Source organism: Nocardia alni (assembly GCF_019038435.1).
Lineage (GTDB): Bacteria > Actinomycetota > Actinomycetes > Mycobacteriales > Mycobacteriaceae > Nocardia > Nocardia alni.
The window spans coordinates 55,665-77,787 of record NZ_JAGPOX010000023.1; the positions used below are offsets into that span (position 1 = coordinate 55,665).

General features: G+C 66.4%; 18 protein-coding genes. 5 read left to right on the top strand and 13 right to left on the bottom strand.

Going from position 1 to position 22,123, the window contains the following annotated elements; all coding sequences use genetic code 11:
- Window positions 1–55 precede the first annotated feature (55 nt).
- Window positions 56–748: a TrmH family RNA methyltransferase gene (locus JZ791_RS11905; protein WP_216894302.1), complete on the bottom strand. Its 693-nt coding sequence runs from the start codon at window positions 746–748 to the stop codon at window positions 56–58.
- 233 nt (window positions 749–981) lie between these two features.
- Between JZ791_RS11905 and JZ791_RS11910 the strand changes: the two genes are divergently transcribed.
- Entirely contained in the window at window positions 982–1,392 is a 411-nt protein-coding gene (locus JZ791_RS11910; protein ID WP_308162889.1) for a hypothetical protein, read from the top strand.
- On the opposite strand, the gene JZ791_RS11915 is transcribed toward JZ791_RS11910, so the two are convergent.
- From JZ791_RS11915 to clpB, 6 genes are all read right to left on the bottom strand, one after another.
- Complete coding sequence (locus tag JZ791_RS11915; protein ID WP_216894304.1) at window positions 1,376–2,506, bottom strand: beta-ketoacyl-ACP synthase 3; 1,131 nt, start codon at window positions 2,504–2,506, stop codon at window positions 1,376–1,378. The genes JZ791_RS11910 and JZ791_RS11915 overlap by 17 nt on opposite strands.
- 77 nt (window positions 2,507–2,583) lie before the next feature.
- Window positions 2,584–3,129, bottom strand: a complete 546-nt coding sequence (gene pyrE, locus JZ791_RS11920) for an orotate phosphoribosyltransferase (protein ID WP_216894305.1) — start codon at window positions 3,127–3,129, stop codon at window positions 2,584–2,586.
- A 41-nt stretch (window positions 3,130–3,170) separates the two neighbouring features.
- Window positions 3,171–3,980, bottom strand: coding sequence for an SDR family NAD(P)-dependent oxidoreductase (locus tag JZ791_RS11925; protein WP_216894306.1), 810 nt, complete (start codon window positions 3,978–3,980; stop codon window positions 3,171–3,173).
- A 54-nt stretch (window positions 3,981–4,034) separates the two neighbouring features.
- Window positions 4,035–5,192 carry a TtfA family protein gene (locus JZ791_RS46480; RefSeq protein WP_308162891.1) on the bottom strand — a complete coding sequence of 386 codons (1,158 nt, stop codon included), beginning with the start codon at window positions 5,190–5,192 and terminating at the stop codon, window positions 4,035–4,037.
- Window positions 5,193–5,271: 79 nt separating this feature from the next.
- A complete protein-coding gene (locus JZ791_RS11935; RefSeq protein WP_216894307.1) occupies window positions 5,272–6,162 on the bottom strand; it encodes a DUF5666 domain-containing protein in 891 nt (296 codons plus the stop codon).
- A gap of 88 nt (window positions 6,163–6,250) precedes the next feature.
- Window positions 6,251–8,806 (bottom strand): ATP-dependent chaperone ClpB, encoded by a 2,556-nt coding sequence (clpB, locus tag JZ791_RS11940; RefSeq protein WP_216894308.1) that lies wholly within the window; start codon window positions 8,804–8,806, stop codon window positions 6,251–6,253.
- A 315-nt stretch (window positions 8,807–9,121) separates the two neighbouring features.
- Between clpB and JZ791_RS11945 the strand changes: the two genes are divergently transcribed.
- The 4 genes from JZ791_RS11945 to JZ791_RS11960 all read left to right on the top strand — a co-directional run bounded on the left by JZ791_RS11945 (window position 9,122) and on the right by JZ791_RS11960 (window position 14,871).
- A complete protein-coding gene (locus tag JZ791_RS11945) occupies window positions 9,122–11,242 on the top strand; it encodes a hypothetical protein (protein ID WP_216894309.1) in 2,121 nt (706 codons plus the stop codon).
- Between the two features lie 130 nt (window positions 11,243–11,372).
- Window positions 11,373–12,728: a DUF6250 domain-containing protein gene (locus JZ791_RS11950; RefSeq protein WP_216894310.1), complete on the top strand. Its 1,356-nt coding sequence runs from the start codon at window positions 11,373–11,375 to the stop codon at window positions 12,726–12,728.
- Between the two features lie 139 nt (window positions 12,729–12,867).
- Window positions 12,868–14,028: an FAD-binding oxidoreductase gene (locus JZ791_RS11955; protein WP_216894311.1), complete on the top strand. Its 1,161-nt coding sequence runs from the start codon at window positions 12,868–12,870 to the stop codon at window positions 14,026–14,028.
- Between the two features lie 57 nt (window positions 14,029–14,085).
- Window positions 14,086–14,871 carry an FAD-binding oxidoreductase gene (locus JZ791_RS11960; protein WP_216894312.1) on the top strand — a complete coding sequence of 262 codons (786 nt, stop codon included), beginning with the start codon at window positions 14,086–14,088 and terminating at the stop codon, window positions 14,869–14,871.
- A 141-nt stretch (window positions 14,872–15,012) separates the two neighbouring features.
- Here the strand turns inward: JZ791_RS11960 and JZ791_RS11965 are convergent, their stop codons facing one another.
- The 6 genes from JZ791_RS11965 to JZ791_RS11990 all read right to left on the bottom strand — a co-directional run bounded on the left by JZ791_RS11965 (window position 15,013) and on the right by JZ791_RS11990 (window position 22,092).
- Window positions 15,013–16,182 carry a globin domain-containing protein gene (locus JZ791_RS11965; RefSeq protein WP_216894313.1) on the bottom strand — a complete coding sequence of 390 codons (1,170 nt, stop codon included), beginning with the start codon at window positions 16,180–16,182 and terminating at the stop codon, window positions 15,013–15,015.
- Between the two features lie 530 nt (window positions 16,183–16,712).
- Window positions 16,713–17,138, bottom strand: a complete 426-nt coding sequence (locus tag JZ791_RS11970) for a heat shock protein transcriptional repressor HspR (RefSeq protein ID WP_216894314.1) — start codon at window positions 17,136–17,138, stop codon at window positions 16,713–16,715.
- Window positions 17,138–18,307: a molecular chaperone DnaJ gene (gene dnaJ, locus JZ791_RS11975; RefSeq protein ID WP_216894315.1), complete on the bottom strand. Its 1,170-nt coding sequence runs from the start codon at window positions 18,305–18,307 to the stop codon at window positions 17,138–17,140. Before dnaJ ends, JZ791_RS11970 begins: the two co-directional genes overlap by 1 nt.
- A 71-nt stretch (window positions 18,308–18,378) precedes the next feature.
- Window positions 18,379–19,044 (bottom strand): nucleotide exchange factor GrpE, encoded by a 666-nt coding sequence (gene grpE / locus JZ791_RS11980; RefSeq protein ID WP_216894316.1) that lies wholly within the window; start codon window positions 19,042–19,044, stop codon window positions 18,379–18,381.
- Window positions 19,041–20,882 (bottom strand): molecular chaperone DnaK, encoded by a 1,842-nt coding sequence (dnaK, locus tag JZ791_RS11985; protein WP_216894317.1) that lies wholly within the window; start codon window positions 20,880–20,882, stop codon window positions 19,041–19,043. Before dnaK ends, grpE begins: the two co-directional genes overlap by 4 nt.
- Before the next feature lie 334 nt (window positions 20,883–21,216).
- Window positions 21,217–22,092, bottom strand: a complete 876-nt coding sequence (locus JZ791_RS11990) for an RNA polymerase sigma factor (RefSeq protein ID WP_216894318.1) — start codon at window positions 22,090–22,092, stop codon at window positions 21,217–21,219.
- Window positions 22,093–22,123 lie beyond the last annotated feature (31 nt).

Consider the following 22,123-nt stretch of genomic DNA (forward strand, 5'->3'; position numbering starts at 1 on the left):
GTTGCCAGCAGAAGACCCGCTCGCGCCCATGATTTGTCACCGCCCCCCGAACGGGCTACCAGGCCCGGGCCAGGTCCGCGTGCTGGCTGATCCAGGCGTGCATGGCGATACCCGCGGCCACGCCGGCATTGACGCTGCGGGTCGAGCCGAACTGAGCGATCGACACCGTCATCGCCGAAACCTGTTTCGCCTGGTCTGTGACGCCCGGTCCCTCCTGCCCGAACAGCAGCAGGCATCTGCGCGGCAGGCGAACGGTTTCCAGCGGAACCGAACCCGGCACGTTGTCGACCGCGACGACGACCAGATCCTCCCGCGCGGCGAATTCGCGCAGCTCGGCGATGTCGGCATGATGCTCGATGTGCTGGTAGCGGTCGGTGACCATGGCGCCGCGGCGATTCCAGCGGCGGCGCCCGACGATATGCACCGCCGCGGCGGCGAAGGCGTTCGCGGTGCGCACCACGGTGCCGATATTGGCGTCGTGCCCGAAGTTCTCGATCGCGACATGGAACGGATGCCGCCGCCGATCGATATCGGCGACGATCGCCTCGCGCGTCCAGTAGCGATAGGCGTCGACGACATTGCGGCGGTCGCCGTGGGCGAGCAGCTCCGGATCCAGGTGCGGATCTCCCGGCGGAGGCGTGCCGTACTCCTGCTCCCAGGGGCCGACGCCGTGCGGATGCTCACCCCATTCGGTGGGACCGGGCAGTTCGCTCTCGTCCCCGGCCGCATCGAGGCTCGACTCGCTCACGACGTCGCGCAGATGTCGGCGTCGGCGCCGCGGGGCCGCTCACAGGGGTAACTCACCCGCGCAATCGTAACGGCGGGCGGGATTCGGACCGGCACCGCCGCGGACCAGCGCGGCCACGGATGTGAACTCCGCCACACAGTGGGTACTCAGGAACTATCCTGGAGTCTGAAGCGGTGGTGGAGGTGGCTGTGAACAATACTGCCCACTCGCGGATACTTCGAACAGTGCTCGGTGTGACGGTCGGATACCTGATCGTTCTCGGGTTCTGGCTGGGTTGGGTCGTCAAGCACACGCCACAGGGGACGCTGCCCTATCAGATGGTGGCGCTGGTCGGCATGTTCGGATCCTGCGTCGGACTGGGCATGGTTCTCGCGCAGCGACCCTCGCGCAGCGACCGGCGACTGGCCCGGCACGGACTGGAGGGGTGGGCCGTCATCGAGGGCGTGCATCCGCTCGAGCGCACCGACCACTTCACCGAACTCACCGAACTGGATCTGGAACTCAACATCCCCGGCTCCGAAACCTACCGCGGCACCATCGTTTTCGACGTCGCCCCGATCGACCGCCCCAGAATCACCGTCGGAGAGACGATTTCGATTCGGGTGGACCCGGCCGATCGTGACCGAATCATGCTGTGCCTGTAGGAGGTTGAAAACTGGGTTCGATCGGGGCCGGCGGCAGCGTGACGACCTGGCCCGCATAACTGAGGCCGGCGCCGAATCCGAGCAGCAGCGCCAGCTGGCCGCCCTTGGCCTTGCCGGTCACCAACATCTCCTCGATCGCCAGCGGAATAGAGGCGGCGGAGGTGTTTCCCGTGTTCTCGATGTCGCCCGCCATCGGAATATCGTCGGCCAGGCCCAGGTTCTTGCGCATCAACTCGTTGATCCTGGCGTTGGCCTGATGCGGCACGAAGACCTCGATGTCCTCCTTGGCCACCCCGGACATCTCGATCGCGGAGGACAGCGCCCGCGGCAGCGTCACCGCCGCCCACCGGAACACCCGCTGCCCCTGCATCCGCAGCGACATCCGGCCGATCGGCTGGATCTCGGGTCGCACACCCTGCAGGGACTCGGCCTTGTCCATATACGCCAGGAAGTCGACATCCTGTGCGATGGCCTCGGCGTTCTCACCGTCGCTGCCCCAGACGGTCGGGGAGATGCCGTTTTCCTGGCTCGGGCCGAGCACGACCGCGCCGGCGCCGTCGCCGAAGATCATCGCGGTGCCCCGGTCGGTGGGGTCGAGACCGACTGTCATCGTCTCGGCGCCGATCACCAGCACATGTTCCGCGGAACCGGACCGGATCAGATCGGCGGATACACCGAGCCCGTAGCCGAAACCGCCGCAGCCCGAGGTCAGATCGAACGCCGGAATGCCGTTCAATCCCAGGTCGTAGGCGATACTGGGCGCGCCGTGCGGCGTCAGCTTCAGCCAGCTCGAACTCGCCAGCACCAGCGCGCCGATTCTGGACCGGTCGACCCCGCTGTTGCGGATCGCGCGCTCACCGGCCGCGGCCGCCATCGTCCGCAGCGTTTCGCCGCCGCTGATCCAGCGTCGATTACGGATGCCGGTGCGCTCGTAGATCCACTCCGGCGAGGAGTTCAGCACCTCGCACACCTCGGCGTTGCTGACAATGCGCTGGGGACGGTAGGCGCCGATACCCAGGAGGGCCACATTCTCGTGTCCCTTGGTGACCGCGATCCTCACGCCCGAGCCTCGCCGAGACTCGGCTCCACCGTGAGGATCGCCCGCTACGCCCATGATTCGCTCCGTTGCTAGACCCACCATTCGATGAACACCACCACGTTAACCCAGCGCATCATCGAACACGGCGCAGGTCAGCCGAGGGCGAGATCCTTCAGCCCGAGAATGGACCGGTACTCCAGGCCCTCGTCCGCGATGATCTGATCCGCGCCGGTCTCCCGGTCCACCACGGTCGCCACGCCGACCACCGTCGCGCCCGCCTCGCGCAGCGCACGCACCGCGGTCACCGGCGAATTACCCGTCGTCGTGGTGTCCTCGACGACCAGCACCCGTTTGCCGGAAATATCCGGACCCTCGATCTGGCGCTGCATACCGTGCGTCTTGGCGGCCTTGCGCACCACGAAGGCATCCAGCGGGCGGCCCGGCGTGTGCATCATCGCCGACGCCACCGGATCCGCGCCCATGGTCAGCCCGCCGACCGCATCGAACTCCCAGTCCGACGCCAGCTCGCGCAGTAGCTTGCCGATCAGCGGCGCGGCCTCATGGTGCAGGGTCGCGCGGCGCAGGTCGACGTAGTAGTCGGCCTCCTTGCCCGAGGACAGCGTGACTCGGCCGTGCACGACGGCGAGCTCCCGGACCAGCTCGGCCAATCTGTCCCGGTCGGTCGTAGATTCGATCATCTAGTGTCCTTTCTGGTCGACCGGCCATCGGCCTGGCCGCGCTAGGTCCTGTTGCGTGCGTTGAACATGGCTCGGTTCATGCGGACCTGGAGGGAGCGCGGGATCATCCCGGCCACCGTCGTGAGCACCTTGTACTGCGCTCCCGGCACGCTGACCACCCTGTCCGCGTCCAGGTCACGCAGCGAACCCGCGACCACCTGCTCGACATCGAGCCACATCCGCTTCGGTATCGACGACTTTTCGATGCCTGCTCGATCGTGGAATTCGGTGTGCACGAATCCGGGGCACAACGCCTGCACCCGGACCCCGGTCCCGGCCAGTCCGCCCGCTAAACCTTCGCACAAGGATACGACGTAGGCCTTGGACGCCGAATACGTCGATCCGCGACCCGGAACCAGACCCGCGACGCTGGCCACGTTCACCACCGACCCCTTGGCCGCGGCGATCATCGGCGGCAATGCGGCGCGAGTCAGGTGCAGCACCGCGGTGACGTTGACGTCCAACTGCGCCTGCAGTTGGACGGGATCGACCGTCCAGAACTCCCCCGACAGGCCGAAACCCGCGTTGTTGACCAGGAATTCGACACCCTCACCCAGGCGCGCGGCGACCCGGTCGCGGTCCGCGGCCTCCGCGAGGTCGGCGCGCAGCACCTGCGAGCGGGTGTCGAAACGCCTGCTCAGCTCGTCGGACAGGGCATCCAGACGCTGCTGGTCGCGGGCGACCAGCACCAGGTCGTAGCCGAGTGAGGCCAGGCGCAGCGCATACGCGCGCCCGATTCCGGAGGTGGGTCCGGTGACCATGGCAACGGGACGGGTCGCGCCGGGAAGGTGAGCGGCGGGCGAGTCTGTCATGAACCCATCATCGCGCACCCGCGGACGGTCGTCCCGGACCCGCGGTCACCGACCTCATCGGGATGCTGGTCCCTGGTACGGGCGGAACCCGGGATGGAACGGGCCGCCCGACCGGTCCGGCAGTTCGTCCTCGTCGGGCCGCTCCTCGACGTGCACGTCCTGCTCGGCGTGCAGATCGTGCTCGGCGTGCTCGTCGTCGAGCGGGTCCTGCTCCCGGTCGTCGGGCCAGGACTCCTGCGCCGGCGGCCAGTTGCGCCGCACACGGGTGCGCGGATCGGGCACGACGGCCAGGGCCGGGCGTCGCGGCGGCTCGGCGTCGCCGGAGACGTCCCCGATCAGCGGGACGATGTCGTCGTCGGCGTCCTCGCCGTCGGGGTAGTCACCGAACGGGCCGCGCGGTTCGGAGACGAACCGGGGTTCGGAGACGAACCGCGAGGCCGGATGCGGGCGTTCGGCGTCGTGCGTGGCGGGGACCTCGCCGTAGGGGTCCGGGAGGGGCGGATCGTCGTAGTCGTCCGGCTCCCCGTACATCTCGGAGCGCGGCTGCGGGCGCGGGCGGCCGGGATCGTGCATCTCCGGTTCCCCCGGACGCGGGGACCGCTCGACCACCGGCGGCAGCACATGCAGCAGTCCGGACAGGCGAAGCACCGCGTCGACGGCGGCCTCCCACTCCCGCGACGTCGTGCCCACCGGCAGCACGCCCAGGGTCCAGTTGCCCTCGCTCCACAGCTGCTGCACGCTGTCGGGCAGCGTTTCGATGAACGCCACCATGCGCTGATCCACGGCGTGCCGGGCGATATCGGGGTTGGTCGCGAACACCACGCGGTCGCCGATCGCGCCGAGCAGTTCCAGATCGGCGTCCTTGGGCGGGGCGGCCGTCTTGAGGCGCAGGTCGATGTCGATATCGGAGCCGATCTGGCGACGCACCGCGACCAGCGTCGCGGAGTCCTCCAGGTCGAACAGAACGAACTTCTCGCCCTTGCGATTACCCGACACCACATCGACCGCGGACAGATATCCGAGTTTGGCCATGGCGCCGCGGCGCCACGTGGCCGCCAGTGCCGGCTCGACCGAAACATACGTGTAGCCCTGGGCTTTCGCCCAGACCTGACGCACATGACCGGTGCGCTGACGCTGAAGCCGATCGAAATACAGCAGCACGATCGCACCCACGAGTGCGACCGCTGCCAAGCCGAACCACATTGCCGTCATCGCGGACAAGTCTAGTTGCCGGGGCGCGGACGCGGTGTGTCCGCACAGCGTGTTGTGTGCCGCGCGACGCTCGAGCCCCTCACCTGGTCGGTGTGGGGGCCGGGGTGCCCTGCGGCGGAACGGAGGTCCCGATGATGATCTTGGCGAGGATCGAGCCGTCCGGATTCTTGTCGCCCTGCACCACCACCATATCGCCGGGGTGCAGGTCGGCCAGGGTGCCCGAGCCCAGCGAGATCACCTGGGTCTTGGTGTCGGTGTGCACGGTCACCGTCGCACCCGACAGGGAGTCGATGGTCAGGGTGGAGCCGTCGTTGGCGGAGATGGTGCCCATCGTCGCGCCGAGAGTGTCGCCACCGGGCCGCTGCGGAAGGCCCGGATTGCCGCCACCACCGGGAGTCTGCGGGAAGACCGGAAACTGTGCCGGGGGCTGTGCGGCGGTAGGCAACGCCTCGGACGGGGCCGCGGAGGTGGACGTGTCGCGACCGGCCAGATAGAAGCCCAGCGCGGCCGCGGCGAGCACGACCACCGCGAAGATGCCCAGGCTCAGGGCGATCCACGTCGCCACCCGATTGCGGCGCGGCGGGCCGCCGGGCGGGCCGAACTCGGTGGGCGGGCCGTACATGGTGGGCGGGACCGGCCCGGGGGGCGGCATCGGCCCGGCCGGGCCGCCCGGCATGTGCGCCGGCTCGCCGGGAACCGCCCATTGCGTGTCGTACGGCCGGGTCTCGTAGACCCCGGGTGTGTCGTACACACCCCATTGACTCTGATACGGCGGCAGTTGCCGCGTGGCGTTCGGCCCGGCCGACTGCTCGAAGTAGTGATTCGGGTCGCCCGGTTCACCCCCCGCGCCGTACCCCTCCGAGTACTCCGTCGCATGCGCCTGCCCTGACTCGCCCGGGCCACCGAACTTCTCTGTCGGCGAGTCGGGCGAATCCGGTCGCTGCCCCCGCGGATCGCTCGGATTCGTCATACCCTCCAGCCTAGGTGAGATGCAGGCCACATCAGCTGACCCCGAGATTCGCGCGGCCCGGTCACCCGCACCGCGCGAATGCCTCCTCTCACCGGCCGACGATGAGCCCATCGCCGTCGGGTGAGACGTTGACCTTCACCACGTCGCCGTCGACGACCTCACCGGCCAGCAGTTCCTTGGCCAGCGCGTCGCCGATCGACTGCTGGATCAGTCGCCGCAGCGGACGCGCGCCATAGGCCGGGTCGTAACCCCGCACGGCCAGCCAGAAGCGGGCCGAATCGCTGACGTCGAGCTTCAACCGCCGCTGCGCGAGGCGCTTCTGCAGCTGGCTGAGCTGGATGTCGACGATCTCCTCGATCTCCTCCTCGTCCAGGGCGTGGAACATGACCACGTCGTCCAGGCGGTTGAGGAACTCCGGCTTGAACGCGGAGCGCACCGCGGCCATCACGAAATCCTTGTCGCCGCCCGCACCCAGGTTGGAGGTGAGGATGAGGATCGCGTTGCGGAAGTCGACCGTGCGACCCTGGCTGTCGGTCAGGCGGCCCTCGTCGAGCACCTGCAGCAGGATGTCGAACACGTCCGGGTGTGCCTTCTCGATCTCGTCGAACAGCACCACCGTGTACGGACGCCGCCGCACCGCCTCGGTCAGCTGACCGCCCTGGTCGTAGCCGACGTATCCGGGCGGGGCGCCGACCAGGCGAGCCACCGAATGCTTCTCGGAGTACTCGCTCATATCGATGCGGATCATGGCGCGTTCGTCGTCGAACAGGAAGTCCGCCAACGCCTTTGCCAGCTCGGTCTTGCCGACGCCGGTCGGGCCGACGAACATGAACGACCCCGTGGGCCGGTTCGGGTCGGCGACCCCGGCACGGGCCCGGCGTACCGCGTCGGAGACCGCGCGCACCGGATCGGACTGACCGATCACCCGGCGGCCGAGTTCCTCCTCCATCCGCAGCAGCTTGTGGGTCTCGCCCTCGAGCATGCGCCCGACCGGGATGCCGGTCCACGCCGACACCACCTCGGCGATATCGTCCGGGCTGACCTCCTCCTTGAGCATCACCTCGCCGTCCGAAGAGGTTCCCGCCTTGCGCTCGGCCTCCGCCAGCTGCTTCTCCAGTTGGGGAATCCGGCCGTAGCGCAGTTCGGCGGCCTTACCCAGATCGCCGTCGCGCTCGGCGCGCTCGGATTCGCCCTTGAGCGACTCCAGCTCCTCCTTGACCACGCGCACCGCGTCGATGGCCTGCTTCTCGTTCTGCCAGCGAGCCATCAGCTGGTTCAGCTTCTCGCGGTCGTCGGCCAGCTCCTGGCGCAACTTCTCCAGGCGCTGCTTGGAGGCCTCGTCGGTCTCCTTGGCCAGGGCCATCTCCTCGATCTCGAGGCGCCGCACGGCCCGCTCCACCTCGTCGATCTCGACAGGGCGCGAGTCGATCTCCATGCGCAGCCGCGAGGCCGACTCGTCGACCAGGTCGATCGCTTTGTCGGGCAGGAAGCGCGAGGTGATGTAGCGGTCGGACAGCGTCGCCGCGGCGACCAGGGCCGAGTCGGTGATGCGCACGCCGTGGTGCACCTCGTAGCGCTCCTTGAGCCCGCGCAGGATGCCGACGGTGTCCTCCACCGACGGCTCGCCCACCAGCACCTGCTGGAAGCGGCGCTCGAGCGCGGGATCCTTCTCGATGTGCCGGCGATACTCGTCCAGCGTGGTCGCGCCGACCAGGCGCAGCTCGCCGCGCGCGAGCATCGGCTTGATCATGTTGCCGGCGTCCATGGCCGACTCACCGGTCGCGCCGGCGCCGACGATGGTGTGCAGCTCATCGATGAAGGTGACGACCTGCCCGGCGCTCTGCTTGATCTCCTCGAGCACCGCCTTGAGCCGCTCCTCGAATTCACCGCGGTACTTCGCGCCGGCGACCATCGCGCCCAGATCGAGCGATACCAACCGCTTGCCGCGCAACGACTCCGGCACGTCACCGGCGATGATGCGCTGGGCCAGGCCCTCCACGATCGCGGTCTTGCCGACACCGGGCTCGCCGATCAGCACCGGATTGTTCTTGGTGCGGCGGCTCAATACCTGGACCACGCGCCGGATCTCGGTGTCGCGGCCGATGACCGGGTCGAGCTTGCCCTCGCGGGCGGCGGCCGTCAGATCGGTGGAGTACTTCTCCAGCGCCTGGTAGCTGCCCTCCGGATCGGGAGAGGTGACGCGGGCGTTGCCACGCACGGTGGTGAACGCCTCGCGCAGCGCGTCGGCGGTCGCGCCGTATTTCAACAGCAACTGCGACACATCCGAATCGCCGCGGGCCAGGCCCACCACGAGATGTTCGGTGGAGACGTACTCGTCGCCGAGTTCGGTGGCCAGCTGCTGGGCGGCGGTGATCGCGGCCAGGGCCTCGCGGCCCAGCTGCGGGCTCGTGGTCGCGCCGGACGCGCGGGGCAGCCGGTCGACGATGTCCTGGGCCTCACGGCGCACCGTCGCCGGGTCGACCGCGACGGCCTTCAGCAAGGGGGCGGCGATGCCGTCGGTCTGATCCAGCAACGCCACCAGCAAGTGCGCCGGCCGGATCTCCGGATTTCCGGCGGCCGAGGCCGCCTGCAGCGCGGCGGTCAGCGCGGCCTGAGTCTTGGTGGTGGGATTGAACGAGTCCACATTCACCTTCCTACTAGTCGTCTTCCTCACAGTCGGGACGACTGCGCACGGTCTGTTCAACGCAGCAGAAGTTGAGTCTGTTCCGCTCAAGTTCGAAACTTTTCGGCGACCTGCACAACGCTAGCGCCGAAACCGCCCCGGCACGAGCCTGGGCGCACCGTGGCCTCGGCGCTTGCCGGCCGACTCACCAGCCAGGCGAGTTCACGAGACATACGATCGGCAATCGTGTTCCAGCCACAAGCCGTAAATCTTGCCGTGGTCACCTCCATCGGGTAGTACGACGGGTGAGGATGAACCGGATCGTAAGGGAGACGCATGTCGGTCATCGATGGGCGACGGGTGGTGCTGGTAACCTTCGCCGGCCGCCGGGATCGAATGGAACTGCTGGCCCGCTACGTGGAAGCGGCACTCGACCGGAACCTCATAGACGAATGGCACATCTGGAATTTTTCACGGAACGACGCAGACGACCGCTGGCTGAATTCGCACTTCACCAGTACCGGACGGACGCCGGATAATCTCGTCTACTATGCGGCGGGCAGCCTGGACCCGTCATCCGAGCCGACTCGGCACTGGCGAGCGCGGGTGCGGGCCGGGAACGATGTGCACATCGGCCTGCAGGCACGAGACCGAAATAATTCGTCCTTCGAGATTATCATCGGCGGCTGGCAGAACCAGCGCACCATGCTCCGTCGCCTCGACACATCCGACTTCTTCGTCACACACCACACGGATCGAGCGCACATTTACGATCCCCCAGCGGAAAAATATACCCCGGGCATTCTTTCGACGCAGTCATTTCGGGACATACGTATTTCCCTGACCCCGTTCGGCGTGACTCTCACGGTCGATGATGCGCCCCTGATCGAGCACGCGACCGACATTGCACCGGATGTCTACGATGTATACGTCAAGACCGGATACGGCTCCGATGGTGAATGGCGCTTCCCCGCGCAGCCGGACCCGAAGGCGCATATATACCACAGTGCCGAGAGATGGCGAGCCGGATTCGTCGACGCAATACATTTCTATGCCGCCCGCGCCGGCAACCACGCGGATACCGTCTTCCTGAAATGCGACGACGACATCGTCTATTTTCAATTGGAACGGCTGGAAGAATTCATCCGATTCCGGATCCGGCACCCCGAGTATTTCCTGGTGACAGCCAATGTGGTCAACAACAATGTGTGTGCTCACTATCAGCAGCAACACGGCGCCATACCGCAGCGCCTGATGGAGCTGGAACTGCCGCCAGGAGGATTCGGCGGCAAGCTCTGGGAGAGCGCCGCCCTGGCGCGCACTCTGCACCACCACTTCCTGAACAATCGGGCACAGTTCGAGCAGGTCCCGGCCACACCAATCGAGTGGCGGGGACTGCTCGGCATGCACTTCGTCGCATGGCTGGGCACGGATCTGTCCTACATGTCCGCGGCCATGGTGAACGACGAAAACGCACTGTCGGTCCAGATACCTCGGTATCTGCAACGCCGACACTGTATATATCCGGGATTTCTGGCAAGTCACCTGTCGTCCGGAAAACAGGAGAGCGGGCTGTACCACCGCCCCCTCCTACGAGGATACTGGAAACTCGCCCTGGAAAACGGGCTGGCAACCGCAGCGGAGGTCGCCCACGCCACCGAGATCGCCGACGACGCACCGGAACCTACGACGTCGAACGGCATCGACCCATGCGGACGCGCACGAGTACGCGCCGCGCCGACGCGCACGCGGGATCCGGACGAATCTCCGAATGTCGCGATCATCGTATTGAACTTCAACACCGCCGAGATGACGGACCGCCTGGCCGACTATCTCAATCGCACTCTCGAATACGACCGGAAACGCGTCTACGTGATAGACAACCGGTCCACGGTGCCACCAGGATCGACGACCCATGTCATGCCCCGGAATCTGGGCTTCGCCAACGGGATGTACGCGGGTTATCGAATAGCGTCCGAAGCGGACGACTACGACGCATTCTGGCTGCTCAACTCCGATGTGAGTTTCGACTACGGAAACACGGTCCTGCGCGAACTGGTGTCGGTACTCTTCACCTCGGAGCACTACGCACAGATCGCGCCGCAACAAAATTCGTGGCACTCGTTCATGGAACGGGCCGAGGACGTTGCCTCGGTGCGGCGCCACCTGGAGCCGACAGCGACCCTCATCAAGCGCTCCACCATCGACAGCCTGGGATTCTGGGATCTGGACATGGCCCGCGGATACGGCACCGATTATGACTACGGATATCGAATACGTTCGGCCGGACTGCTCAGCGTCCTCACCAATCGTGCCCGCATTCACCATAAACAACATCAGTCCATGACCAACTTCGATGACTATCACCGGAAGGCGCTCGCCGAAGAAGATGCCGTGCTCAGCGCGAAATACGGCAGCGATTGGCGGCGCATCATCTGGGAGGACTCGGAGTTATGATCCCACGGGGGACTCGGCTGCTGCGGCCCGGATCCGAATCCGTATATATGTTCGACCCTCCGGTAGGCTGGGGGATAGATGCTGGCGGGACGCTGTCACACAGCGCCCAGGGTGGAAGGCGAAGATCTCCATGGCGGTCGACGGACATCCGGTGATCATGGTGACCTTCGCCGGGCGTCAAGATCGCATGGAGTTATTGACACACTATATCGGGGAGGCTCTGCGCCTCGGCGTGATCGATGAGTGGCACGTGTGGAACTTCTCCCGGAACGATAACGATGATCGCTGGCTGAAATCCCGGTTTCCGATTGTCGGACGAACCCCGGACGATCTGGTCTATTATCCGGCGGGCGATTTGGGCAAGTACACGGCTCGTAAACGTACTTGGCTCGCCCGGGTGCGCGCGAGAAGTGACGTCCACATCGGCATAGAGGCCCGCTACGAAGGGGCGCCCTCGTACGAGCTGGTCATCGGCGGCTGGGGGAATCAGCGGACAGTACTTCGCCGAGTGGACACCTCCGAACTCCTCACCACAGAACATCACCTTCGAGCGAACAGCGAGGAGCCCGTTGCCGTCGCGGAGACGCCCGGCATACTGTCGGCGGCACTATTTCGCCACATCGAAGTCTCGGCCGATGATCGAGGCATCAGGCTTTCGGTCGACGGCGGCACCGCCCTCGAATATGAGCTGAATTCAACTCCGGGGTTGTATAAAATATACGTAAAGACCGGCTACGGCGCCGACGGCGAGTGGCGTTTTCCGGACCGACCGGATACCGGCGAGTATCTTTATCAGTGCGCCGAGCGTATACCCGATAACTGGTCCGAACTGTATAAGTTCTACGCCGACCAGGCCGCGCATTATGCCGAGACCGTCTTCCTGAAGTGCGATGACGACATCGTATATATTCAATTGGACGAGCTGGCGAACTTCATCCGATTTCGGCTACGGGAGCGCAAATACTTTCTGGTGAGCGGTAATGTTGTCAACAACGGCGTGTGCGCCTACCATCAGCAAAGACTGGGGGTGCTGCCGGAAGAGCTGATGAAGATCGAACTATCGGGCCACGGCATCCAGACTCTCTGGCGTAGCGCCGCGATGGCAACCGACCTGCACAATTACTTCCTGAATAATCGGGAACTATTCGAGCAAATGCTCGCTGATCCCATTCCATGGCGCGGCCGAATCAGCATAAATTTCGTTTCCTGGATCGGCAGGGATATGTCCTACATGTCCGGCGAGATGACAGGGGACGAATTCCAGCTCTCCGCGCAGATCCCCGACTACCTCGACCGCGCGAACTGCTTCTATCCGCGGCTTCTGGTCAGCCACCTGACATTCTTTCCGCAGGATCTGGAGTTCGACCACGAGACCATTCTGGATAGATATCGACGGCTGGCCATGGCGACCGGCCTCGCCCTGGAAGGCGCAACCGATCCGCGCGGCGCGCGGGACCGCTCGGAGCCGGGTACGGCCACGTTGTGACGCCCGGCCACGATCGGGGGGTGGCCATGGATGCCCGTGATAACTACGCAACCACGGATTCATCGGCGATACTGGATCAACAGGCCCCGGCACGTCCGGGTAGTCCATGCAAGTCTGTAACAGAAGGGAAGCTGGAGTCGTGGATGCGCGTTCGGCTGCGCTGGTCCGCGCCAATTTCCGGTCGGTCATCGAGGCCCCGGGCGGCCCGGAACGACTGGTCAGTGCGTTCTACGGGCATATGTTCGCGGAGAACACCCGGCTGCGGGAACTGTTCCCTCCGGCGATGGATATGCAGCCCAAACGGGTGATGACCGCCGTGCAGTTTGTGCTGGACCATCTCGAGGACTGGGATCGCGCCCAGCATTTTCTGGAACAGCTGGCCCGCGACCACCGCAAATACGGTGTCGAGGCGGCACACTACGACATCGCCGGGCGCGCGCTGGTCGCTGCCTTCCGCACGTATCACGGCAGCGGCGGCTGGTCCCGGGAGTTGGAGGAGGGCTGGCGCGATATCGCCATCCTGATCTCCGCGTCGATGGCGATCGGCGCCAATTCCGATGACTCCCAGCCAGTCTGGGAGGCGACCGTGGTCGGTCACCGCCGCGTCCTGGACGATCTGGCCATCGTGCGGCTGCAATCGGAGAGCCCCATTCCGTACCAGGCCGGTCAGTACCTGCCGGTGACGATTCCGCAGCGCCCCAAGATGTGGCGGTATCTGTCCCCGGCGACTCCGACGAATCCGTACGGCGAGATCGAATTCCACGTCCGCAAGGTGCGCACCGGCTGGGTGAGCCCGGCCATCGTCACCGAGACCCAGGTCGGGGACGTATGGCAGGTCGCCGGACCGCTGGGTGCGCTGCATGTGGACCGGGACAGCGCCTCCGATGTGCTGATGATCGGGTCGGGCACCGGCATCGCGCCACTGCGCGCCCAACTCATCGAGATGGGGCGGCGCGGGCCCAATCCACGGGTGCACTTCTTCATCGGCGGTCGCTACCCGTGTGACCTGTACGACGTGGACAACATGTGGCAGCTGTCGCTGAGCAATCCCTGGCTGTCGGTGGTCCCGGTGTGCGAGAACGCCTCCAACCCGTGGTGGCATCCGCATCCGCCCGCCGATCCACCGTTCGGCATGCACCGCAGGCTGATCGGTAATCTGGGTGCGGTGGTGGCCAGCTTCGGCTCCTGGGCGGATCGGCAGATCCAGATCGCCGGGTCGGCACGCATGATCGCCGACACCCGCCGCGCCCTGCTCGCCGTCGGTACGCCCGAGTGGGCCATCACCTCGGATCCGGTCTGATCACCGGCGCCGGTCCCTTCCAAGCAGGACAAGACCTTTGATTGATAGGTGTGGTGAATGACCCTCGGCCCCGATGAGACCGGCGCGATACATCTGGACGCACCCACGGAGTGGTCCTCGACCGTGGTGGGTCACCACCGCCTGCGTCACGATCTCGCGGTGATCCGGCTGATCGGGGAGTACGTCCCCTTCCTCGCGGGTCAGTCGGTCGAGGTCGAGGTGCCCCAGCATCCCGGAATGCGGCGGCGCCTGTCGCCCGCGCTGGCGCCCTCGCTGGACGGCAAGCTGGAATTCCACGTGCGTGCCGTGCCGGGCGGGTGGTGCAGCGGATCGATCGTGGCCGATACCGCGCCCGGCGACGAGTGGCGAATCACCGAGCCGGCCGGATGGCTGTCGGTGGACGAGCAGACCTCCGATGTGGTGATGCTGGCCGGCGGTACGGGCCTGGCGCCGATGCGTTCACTGCTGCTGGAACTCTCGCGCCGCCCCGCCCCGCCGCGCACCCACCTGTTCATCGGCGGGCGCACGCCCCGCGATCTCTACGCTTCGGACATGCTGTACCTGCTGACCGATGAATTGCCCTGGCTCACCGTGATTCCCGTGGTGGAGAATTCGCAGGATCCGGACTGGGTGGACCCGTGGTACGAGAAGTGCCGCGTCGACATCGGGTTCGAGCTGGACGAGATGCTCGAGGGCACCCTGGCCGACGTGGTCGCGGAGATGGGCCCGTTGACCAACCATCAGGTGCTGGTGTGCGGCTCCCCCGGCATGACGAGGACCACCGTCGATCGGCTCATCCAGACCGGCACCCCGGCGGAGGTCATACGCTACGAAGGGGCGTGAAGCTCCGGAGCGAAGCGGAGGCCCTGCGACAGCCGTAATCTCGGCGAAGGCCGGGCCCGAGCGACGACTGCGGCGGCTCATGAGTTGCGCTCGGTCCCGACCTTCGCGGAGACGACGGAATCACCGTGTTCGCCCGGTGATTCAGAACAGGGGGTCGTGGCGGATGTTGGTGGTGGGCGTTCCGGCAGCCATCAGACGGAACTTGGTGGTCTGCACCATCGAGGGCGAACCGACGATCTGCACGTCGCGATCCGCCCACGGCCCATAACCGGCGACCACCCTGCCGATCTGGCCGATTCGCCGTGGATCCAGGCCCGGTAACTCCGAGGACGGCTCGCCGGAATCGAAGTACCACCAGGGGTTTTCATCACTCTCGATGACCGGGGTGACGGTGAGCCACTTGCTGGCCACGGCCAGCGCACTCAGCGACTCCAGATCGTACAGGTCGCAGGGGTGGCGCCCGCCGACGAACAGATGCACCCGCGGATTCGAGCGGCGCTGGGTCATCGACATGAGTTGCGCACGCAGCGGGGCGATTCCGGTACCGCAGCCGACCATGAGCATCTTGCGACGGGTGTTGCGGGGCACGCCGAGCCCGCCCAGCGGAGAACCGAGCAGCCACTGATCCCCGACCGCGCTGCGCCCGACCATCGCCGGGCTGACCCAGCCGCCGGTGACACTGCGGATGTGAAATTCGATCTCCCCGTTGTCATTCGCCGGAACGGCCGGAGACAGATACCGCCACATCCGGGGGCGGGAGGGTATCTGCACGCTCACGTACTGCCCGGCGGCGTAGCGCATCGGCTGATCCAGCCGCAGCCGCACAACGGTCAGGTTGGCCAGCACCTCGCGGCGTTCGATCACCGTGCCGGTCCATACCGGGGGCGTGTCCTGCTGCTCCGCGGCGTCGATCATGGTGCCGGTGATCAGGTCGATGCCCTCTACCCAGGCGCGGTCCACCTCGTCGGTCCACAGTTCGGTTCCGGCGTTGGCCCGTAGCGCGGCGGTCAGTGCCTCGCCAACGGCCGCATAGTGTTCCGCGGTGACGCCGTACTTGCGGTGATCCCGACCGAGCTGGGCCAGGAAGGGCAGCAGCCTGTCCTGCTCCTCGAGCCCGTCGACCACATGGCCGATGGCCTTGACGAGCCGATCGCGCTGAGCGTTGAGGGACGCGGGGAAGAACTCGCGAACCTGGGGATGGGTGGTGAACAGCACCGCGTAGAAGTCCTTGGCCAGTTTTTCGGGCCCGGACTCATCCGCAGCAACCGCCTTGAACGTCGTTCTTATCAATGCGACGGTCCGCGAATCCATGTGCCTCACAACCCCATTTCGCACTCGAACACGAGTCCGGATGCGCGCGGTGTGTCGGACGGACACTCCGCAGCATCCGATGGAAACCGAGTGTAGGCGAGGTTTGCCAGCTATGGAACGGACCATTTGAACAACCCGCATGTAATTCCCTGAAAACCAGAGCATTGCGTGTAAAGACCGGTGAAAACCAACCGTTTACCAGGGAAACGCCGATCATTCCAGCCAAACCCGCAGGGGAATCACTTGTTTCGATTTGAAAGACTCGCTTCCGCAGCGATCACACTGCAATCCGTACGGTCCTTCCGACAGGCTCTCGGCACACGGCAGATTCGGCTTCCAGCAATCTTCGCGCCATCACTCCGACCGTTTCGGTGCGAATGTCCCGCTCGCTCACGGGATTACTCCCATCTGCAAGCACAGCACACTGCTCGCAACACAACGCACTCCTGCGAATACAACGAAAACAGCGCCCCCGTCTCCAGAGGCGCTGTCTTGGTGAATATTTCGCTGTGTACCTACGGGAGGCCGGCTCAGCGGCGCTTGTTGCGCGGCTGCCAGACCACCAGCGCGGTGCTGCGTTGCGGTGGAGACAGTTCGGGCCGGTAGCCCGAGCGCAGGCGCTCGACCTCGGCACTCAACTCCTCCACCCGATGCTGCAACGCCTCGACCTGGTTGGTGAGGTCGATGATCCGCTTGATCCCGGCCAGGTTGACGCCCTCGTCCTGGGACAGCCGCTGCACCTCGCGCAGCAGTTCCACATCCCGGTTCGAATAGCGTCGGCCACCGCCCTGAGTGCGGTGCGGGGTGACCAACCCCAGCCGGTCATAGGTGCGCAGCGTCTGCGCGTGCATACCGGCCAGCTGAGCGGCCACCGAGATCACGAAGTACTCGGCGCTCGCGCCGCCCCGGTCGTTACCGGGTGATCCTGGTGGTGAAGCCCCTGTGCGACCGGTCATTACGCACCTGCCCATCCAGCGCGCGGGTCGAACCCGCCTAGCTTCTCGGCCTCCGCGTAGCTCCGCAGCGCCTCGGTAGCATTGTCGTCCAGCTTCTGCGGTACCGCGACCTTGACGGTGACCAGCAGGTCGCCGGCGCCGCCGCTGCGCTTGGGCACGCCGCGCCCGCGTACCCGTAGGGTACGGCCGTCGGCGGTGCCGGCGGGCACCTTCACCCCGACGCGACCCTCCAGCGTGGGCACCGACACCGTGGTGCCGAGCACCAATTCGCTGTAGCTCACCGGCAGCACCAGGGTCAGGTCGTCGCCAGTGCGGCCGAAGACCTTGTCCTGGCTGACATGGACGGTGACGAACAGGTCGCCCGCCGGCGCACCGCGCAGACCCGCCTCGCCCTGACCGGCCAGGCGAATGCGCTGGCCGTCCCCAACACCCGGCGGGATCCGGACCGTGATGGTCCGGGTCCGGTTCTGAATGCCGGTACCGTGGCAGTCCACGCACGGGTCGTCGATGATCGAGCCCGTGCCGCGGCAGTCCTCGCACGGTTCGCTGAATCCGAACGCACCCTGGTTGCGGCTGATGACGCCGGTCCCGTTGCAGTGCGGGCAGACTCGCGGACTCGTGCCGGGCTTGGCGCCGCTGCCGTGACATGTGGTGCACGGCGACGGGCTGGTCATCCGCAGCGGGACGGTGACGCCCTGTGCGGCCTCGCGGAAACCGAGGGTCGTCTCGGTCTCCACGTCGCTGCCGCGGCGCGGGCGCGATGACGCGCGCGCCCCGCCGCCGCCGCGATTGAACAGACCGCCCAGGATGTCGCCCAGACCCCCCTCACCGGCATTCGAGGCGCCGAAGATATCGCCCAGGTTGAAGTCGTTGAATCCACCCTGCGTGTAGCCGCCGCCCGGGGAGAATCCACCGCCCCGGGGAAAGCCACCGCTGGCGAACAGCCGACGAGCCTCGTCGTACTCCGTGCGCTTCTCCGGATCCGACAGGACGGCATGCGCCTCGCTGACGGCCTTGAACCGCTCCTCGGCCTTGACGTCACCCGGGTTCTTGTCCGGATGCAGGTCGCGGGCCAGCTTGCGGTAGGCCTTCTTGATCTCGTCCTGGGAGGCGCCGGAGGAAACACCCAGCTCTTTGTAGAAGTCCTTCTCGAGCCACTCACGATTCACCGGGCATCTCCTCCTTTCCGTGTCGGTGCATACCCCGCCCCACCGCCCCGGTCATCTCGGATGACCGTCGTTCAGTTTTCGTCGCCATCGGCGCCAGCGTTCGGTAACCCTGTCACCACATCTGCTACCCCGTCGGTGACTCCGACAAGCGCATGGCGCAACACGCGGTCACCGAAGCGGTAGCCCTTGCGCATCACCACGCCGATCACCGGATCGTGCCCGTCGCCCTCGTGCTGCACGGCCTCGTGCAGTGTCGGGTCGAAGGGCTCGCCCTCGGCGCCGAACTGCTCGAGCCCCTGCTTGGACAGGGCCTCGGCGAGCTTGTCCGCGACCGACTTCAGCGGGCCGGACTCCAGATCGCCGTGCGCCCGGGCACGATCCAAATCGTCGAGCACCCCGAGCAATTCGGAGGCCACCGACGCCTTGGCGGCATCGACCGCGGCCTTGCGGTCACGTTCGACGCGCCGGCGATAGTTCGCGTATTCGGCCGTCAACCGCTGCAAGTCGGCTGTGCGCTCGGCCAATTCGGCGGCAACCTGGTCGGCTCCGGCCTGCGCTGAGACCTCCTCGACGGGGTCGGGCTCGGGGGCCTGCGGCCCGGGGGCCGCGGCGTCCTCGGACGCCGCAGCCTCGCGAACCTCGCCTGTGACCGGATCGATCTTGCGGTTGTCGACGATGGTGACCGGCTCCTGTTCCGGGCCGTGCCCATCGCGCGGCCCGCCACTGTGTTCCGTCACTTCTTCTCCGGCTCTTCCACGACCTCGGCATCCACGACCGTGTCATCGGAGTCGGTCGGAGCACCGGCGCCGTTGCTCGATGCCGCCGCGTCACCCGCGGAGGCCTCGTAGATCGCCTGACCCAGGGCCTGCGACTCGGTGGCCAGCTTCTCCATCGCGGACTTGATCGCCGCGATGTCGGTGCCCTTCAGCGACTCGTTCGCCTCGGTGATGGCCGCCTCGACCTTGGACTTGATGTCCGCGGGGACCTTGTCCTCGTTGTCCTGGATGAACTTCTCGGTCTGGTGGACCAGCGACTCGGCCTGGTTGCGGGTCTCGGCCTCCTCGCGACGCGCCTTGTCCTCGGCCGCGTGCGCCTCGGCGTCCTTGACCATCCGGTCGATCTCCTCCTTGGACAGGCCGGAGCCGTCCTGGATCTTGATCTTGTTCTCCTTACCGGTGCCCTTGTCCTTGGCGGTCACGTGCACGATGCCGTTGGCGTCGATGTCGAAGGTGACCTCGATCTGCGGCACGCCACGCGGGGCCGGCGGCAGGCCGGTCAGCTCGAAGGAGCCCAGAAGCTTGTTGTGCGAAGCGATTTCGCGCTCGCCCTGGAACACCTGGATCTGCACCGACGGCTGGTTGTCGTCCGCGGTGGTGAAGGTCTCCGAACGCTTGGTCGGGATGGTGGTGTTGCGCTCGATGAGCTTGGTCATCACCCCGCCCTTGGTCTCGATGCCCAGCGACAGCGGGGTGACATCGAGCAGCAGGACGTCCTTGACCTCACCCTTGAGCACACCGGCCTGCAGGGCGGCGCCGACGGCGACGACCTCGTCCGGGTTCACGCCCTTGTTGGGCTCCTGGCCGCCGGTCAATTCCTTGACCAGGTCGGAGACCGCGGGCATACGGGTCGAACCACCAACGAGCACAACGTGATCGATATTGGAGACCGAGATTCCGGCGTCCTTGATGACCGACTGGAAGGGCTGGCGGGTGCGGTCCAGCAGATCGGAGGTGATCTTCTGGAACTCCGAGCGGGTGAGCTGCTCGTCCAGGAACAGCGGGTTCTTGTCCGCGTCCACGGTGATGTAGGGCAGGTTGATCGAGGTGCTCTGCGAGGAGCTCAGCTCGATCTTCGCCTTCTCCGCGGCCTCACGCAGCCGCTGCATCGCCATCTTGTCCTTGGTCAGGTCGATGCCGCTGGAGCCCTTGAACTTGTCGACCAGCCACTGCACGACGCGCTCGTCCCAGTCGTCACCACCCAGGTGGTTGTCACCGGAGGTGGCGCGGACCTCGACGACGCCCTCGCCGATTTCCAGCAGCGAGACGTCGAAGGTGCCGCCACCGAGGTCGAACACCAGGATGGTCTGCTCTTTGTCGCCCTTGTCCAGGCCGTAGGCCAGGGCCGCGGCGGTGGGCTCGTTGACGATGCGCAGCACGTTCAGGCCGGCGATCTGCCCGGCCTCCTTGGTGGCCTGACGCTGGGCATCCTCGAAGTACGCAGGCACGGTGATCACCGCGTCGGTGATCTCCTCGCCCAGGTAGGACTCCGCGTCGCGCTTGAGCTTCATCAGCACGCGCGCGCTGATCTCCTGCGGGGTGTACTTCTTACCGTCGATGTCGACGTTCCAGTCCGTGCCGATGTGGCGCTTGACCGAGCGAATGGTGCGATCGACGTTGGTGACGGCCTGGTTCTTGGCCGGCTGGCCGACCAGCACCTCACCGTTCTTGGCGAACGCGACGATCGAGGGGGTGGTGCGCGATCCCTCGGAGTTGGCGACGACTACCGGCTCGCCGCCTTCGAGAACGGCGACGACAGAGTTCGTGGTCCCGAGGTCGATACCGACCGCACGAGCCATTGTGGTTCCTCCTATGTGACGTACGTATATGTGTCGATGCAGGGGCAATTACCTGCCGCGACCGCCTCACGGCGGCCACCGGACCTCACCCCATACACCGCACGGAGCACGGTCCTCAGCAACACTGAGCGTGGTCGGCTCAATCCTGCACCCACTTCGGGTACGAGTCAAACTCCAACTTGAGTCTCACACGCTCAATCTTGCATCGATCTGCTCAACGACCGACCCGTCACAGACATTCCCGACCGGACGAATCAATTTTCCGACACATCCGAAGGAACCCCTCGGCCGGTACCGCCGAAGGCTCGATCCTGGCGCGCCGGGGACTGTCCGATCACCCGTCGTGCGGGTCGTCCAGCAACGAGAAGCGGCCCGAGCCGATCAACCCCGCGATCGCGTCCATACGCGCCCGCGGCACGGCGTAGTCCGGATGCGCGCGCAGCACCGCCGCGGCATCGTGCAGGCGGATCATCTGTGCCTCGGCGTCGGCGGCCGTGCGCCCGCCCTCGCTCACCGGATGGATGGCCAGAACGGGACGACGCGGATCGACCCGGCCGAGTTCGACGGCCTTGTCGACGCGGCGGGCGCAGCGGCAGAACGCCGCCGGATCGACCAGACCGCAGGACGAGGTCATGAAGTTGCCCAGCCGCCCGCGGGCGCGCTCGAGCCGCTTGCGATAGGTCGCCGGGCCGATATCCAGGATCCACGCCGCCTCGGCCGAACCGAGCTCGAACACCTCACCGAGCACGAAGGCCACGCGCTCGTCCCGGCTCAGGCATTGCAGCATGCCCTGGCTGCACGTCAGTCGCACCTCGCGCGTCAGCAGGGTCGCCTCGGGTCCCCGATAGTCCTCGGTGGCCAGGCCGTCGCGCAGATTCGTCGCGAAGTCGTCGAGTGAGACCTGCGCCGCCTCGTGCGGGCTGCGGCGGCGCACATTCAGCAGGTGGTTGACCCCGATCCGGTAGGCCCAGGTGAGCAGCCGCGCCTGGCCGCGCCAGGTGTCGAGCCCGCCGAGGACGCGCAGCAGGATCTCCTGCGTAGCGTCCTCGGCGTCCGGCGGGGCGGCGAGCATCCGCAACGCCAGCCGGTACAGCGGATCTCGGAGTGTTCGAACCACCTCGGTCAGCGCCGCGCGATCCCCGGCGACGGCGCGGGCGACGAGGTCGGCTTCGTCCTGCCGGGCATCCGGCGGGGACGATTCGATATCCATCCCACCATCGTTCGGCCGGCCGCGCCGCGAG

Excerpts from the sequence above, each read along its gene's own strand:
- JZ791_RS11935 (WP_216894307.1), bottom strand. The coding sequence starts at position 6,162 with ATGACGAATCCGAGCGATCCGCGGGGGCAGCGACCGGATTCGCCCGAC.
- JZ791_RS11950 (WP_216894310.1), top strand. The coding sequence starts at position 11,373 with ATGGCGGTCGACGGACATCCGGTGATCATGGTGACCTTCGCCGGGCGT.
- pyrE (WP_216894305.1), bottom strand. The coding sequence starts at position 3,129 with ATGATCGAATCTACGACCGACCGGGACAGATTGGCCGAGCTGGTCCGG.
- JZ791_RS11970 (WP_216894314.1), bottom strand. The coding sequence starts at position 17,138 with ATGACCGGTCGCACAGGGGCTTCACCACCAGGATCACCCGGTAACGAC.
- JZ791_RS11990 (WP_216894318.1), bottom strand. The coding sequence starts at position 22,092 with ATGGATATCGAATCGTCCCCGCCGGATGCCCGGCAGGACGAAGCCGAC.
- JZ791_RS11960 (WP_216894312.1), top strand. The coding sequence starts at position 14,086 with ATGACCCTCGGCCCCGATGAGACCGGCGCGATACATCTGGACGCACCC.
- JZ791_RS11915 (WP_216894304.1), bottom strand. The coding sequence starts at position 2,506 with ATGGGCGTAGCGGGCGATCCTCACGGTGGAGCCGAGTCTCGGCGAGGC.
- JZ791_RS11965 (WP_216894313.1), bottom strand. The coding sequence starts at position 16,182 with ATGGATTCGCGGACCGTCGCATTGATAAGAACGACGTTCAAGGCGGTT.
- dnaK (WP_216894317.1), bottom strand. The coding sequence starts at position 20,882 with ATGGCTCGTGCGGTCGGTATCGACCTCGGGACCACGAACTCTGTCGTC.
- JZ791_RS46480 (WP_308162891.1), bottom strand. The coding sequence starts at position 5,192 with ATGACGGCAATGTGGTTCGGCTTGGCAGCGGTCGCACTCGTGGGTGCG.
- JZ791_RS11945 (WP_216894309.1), top strand. The coding sequence starts at position 9,122 with ATGTCGGTCATCGATGGGCGACGGGTGGTGCTGGTAACCTTCGCCGGC.
- JZ791_RS11925 (WP_216894306.1), bottom strand. The coding sequence starts at position 3,980 with ATGACAGACTCGCCCGCCGCTCACCTTCCCGGCGCGACCCGTCCCGTT.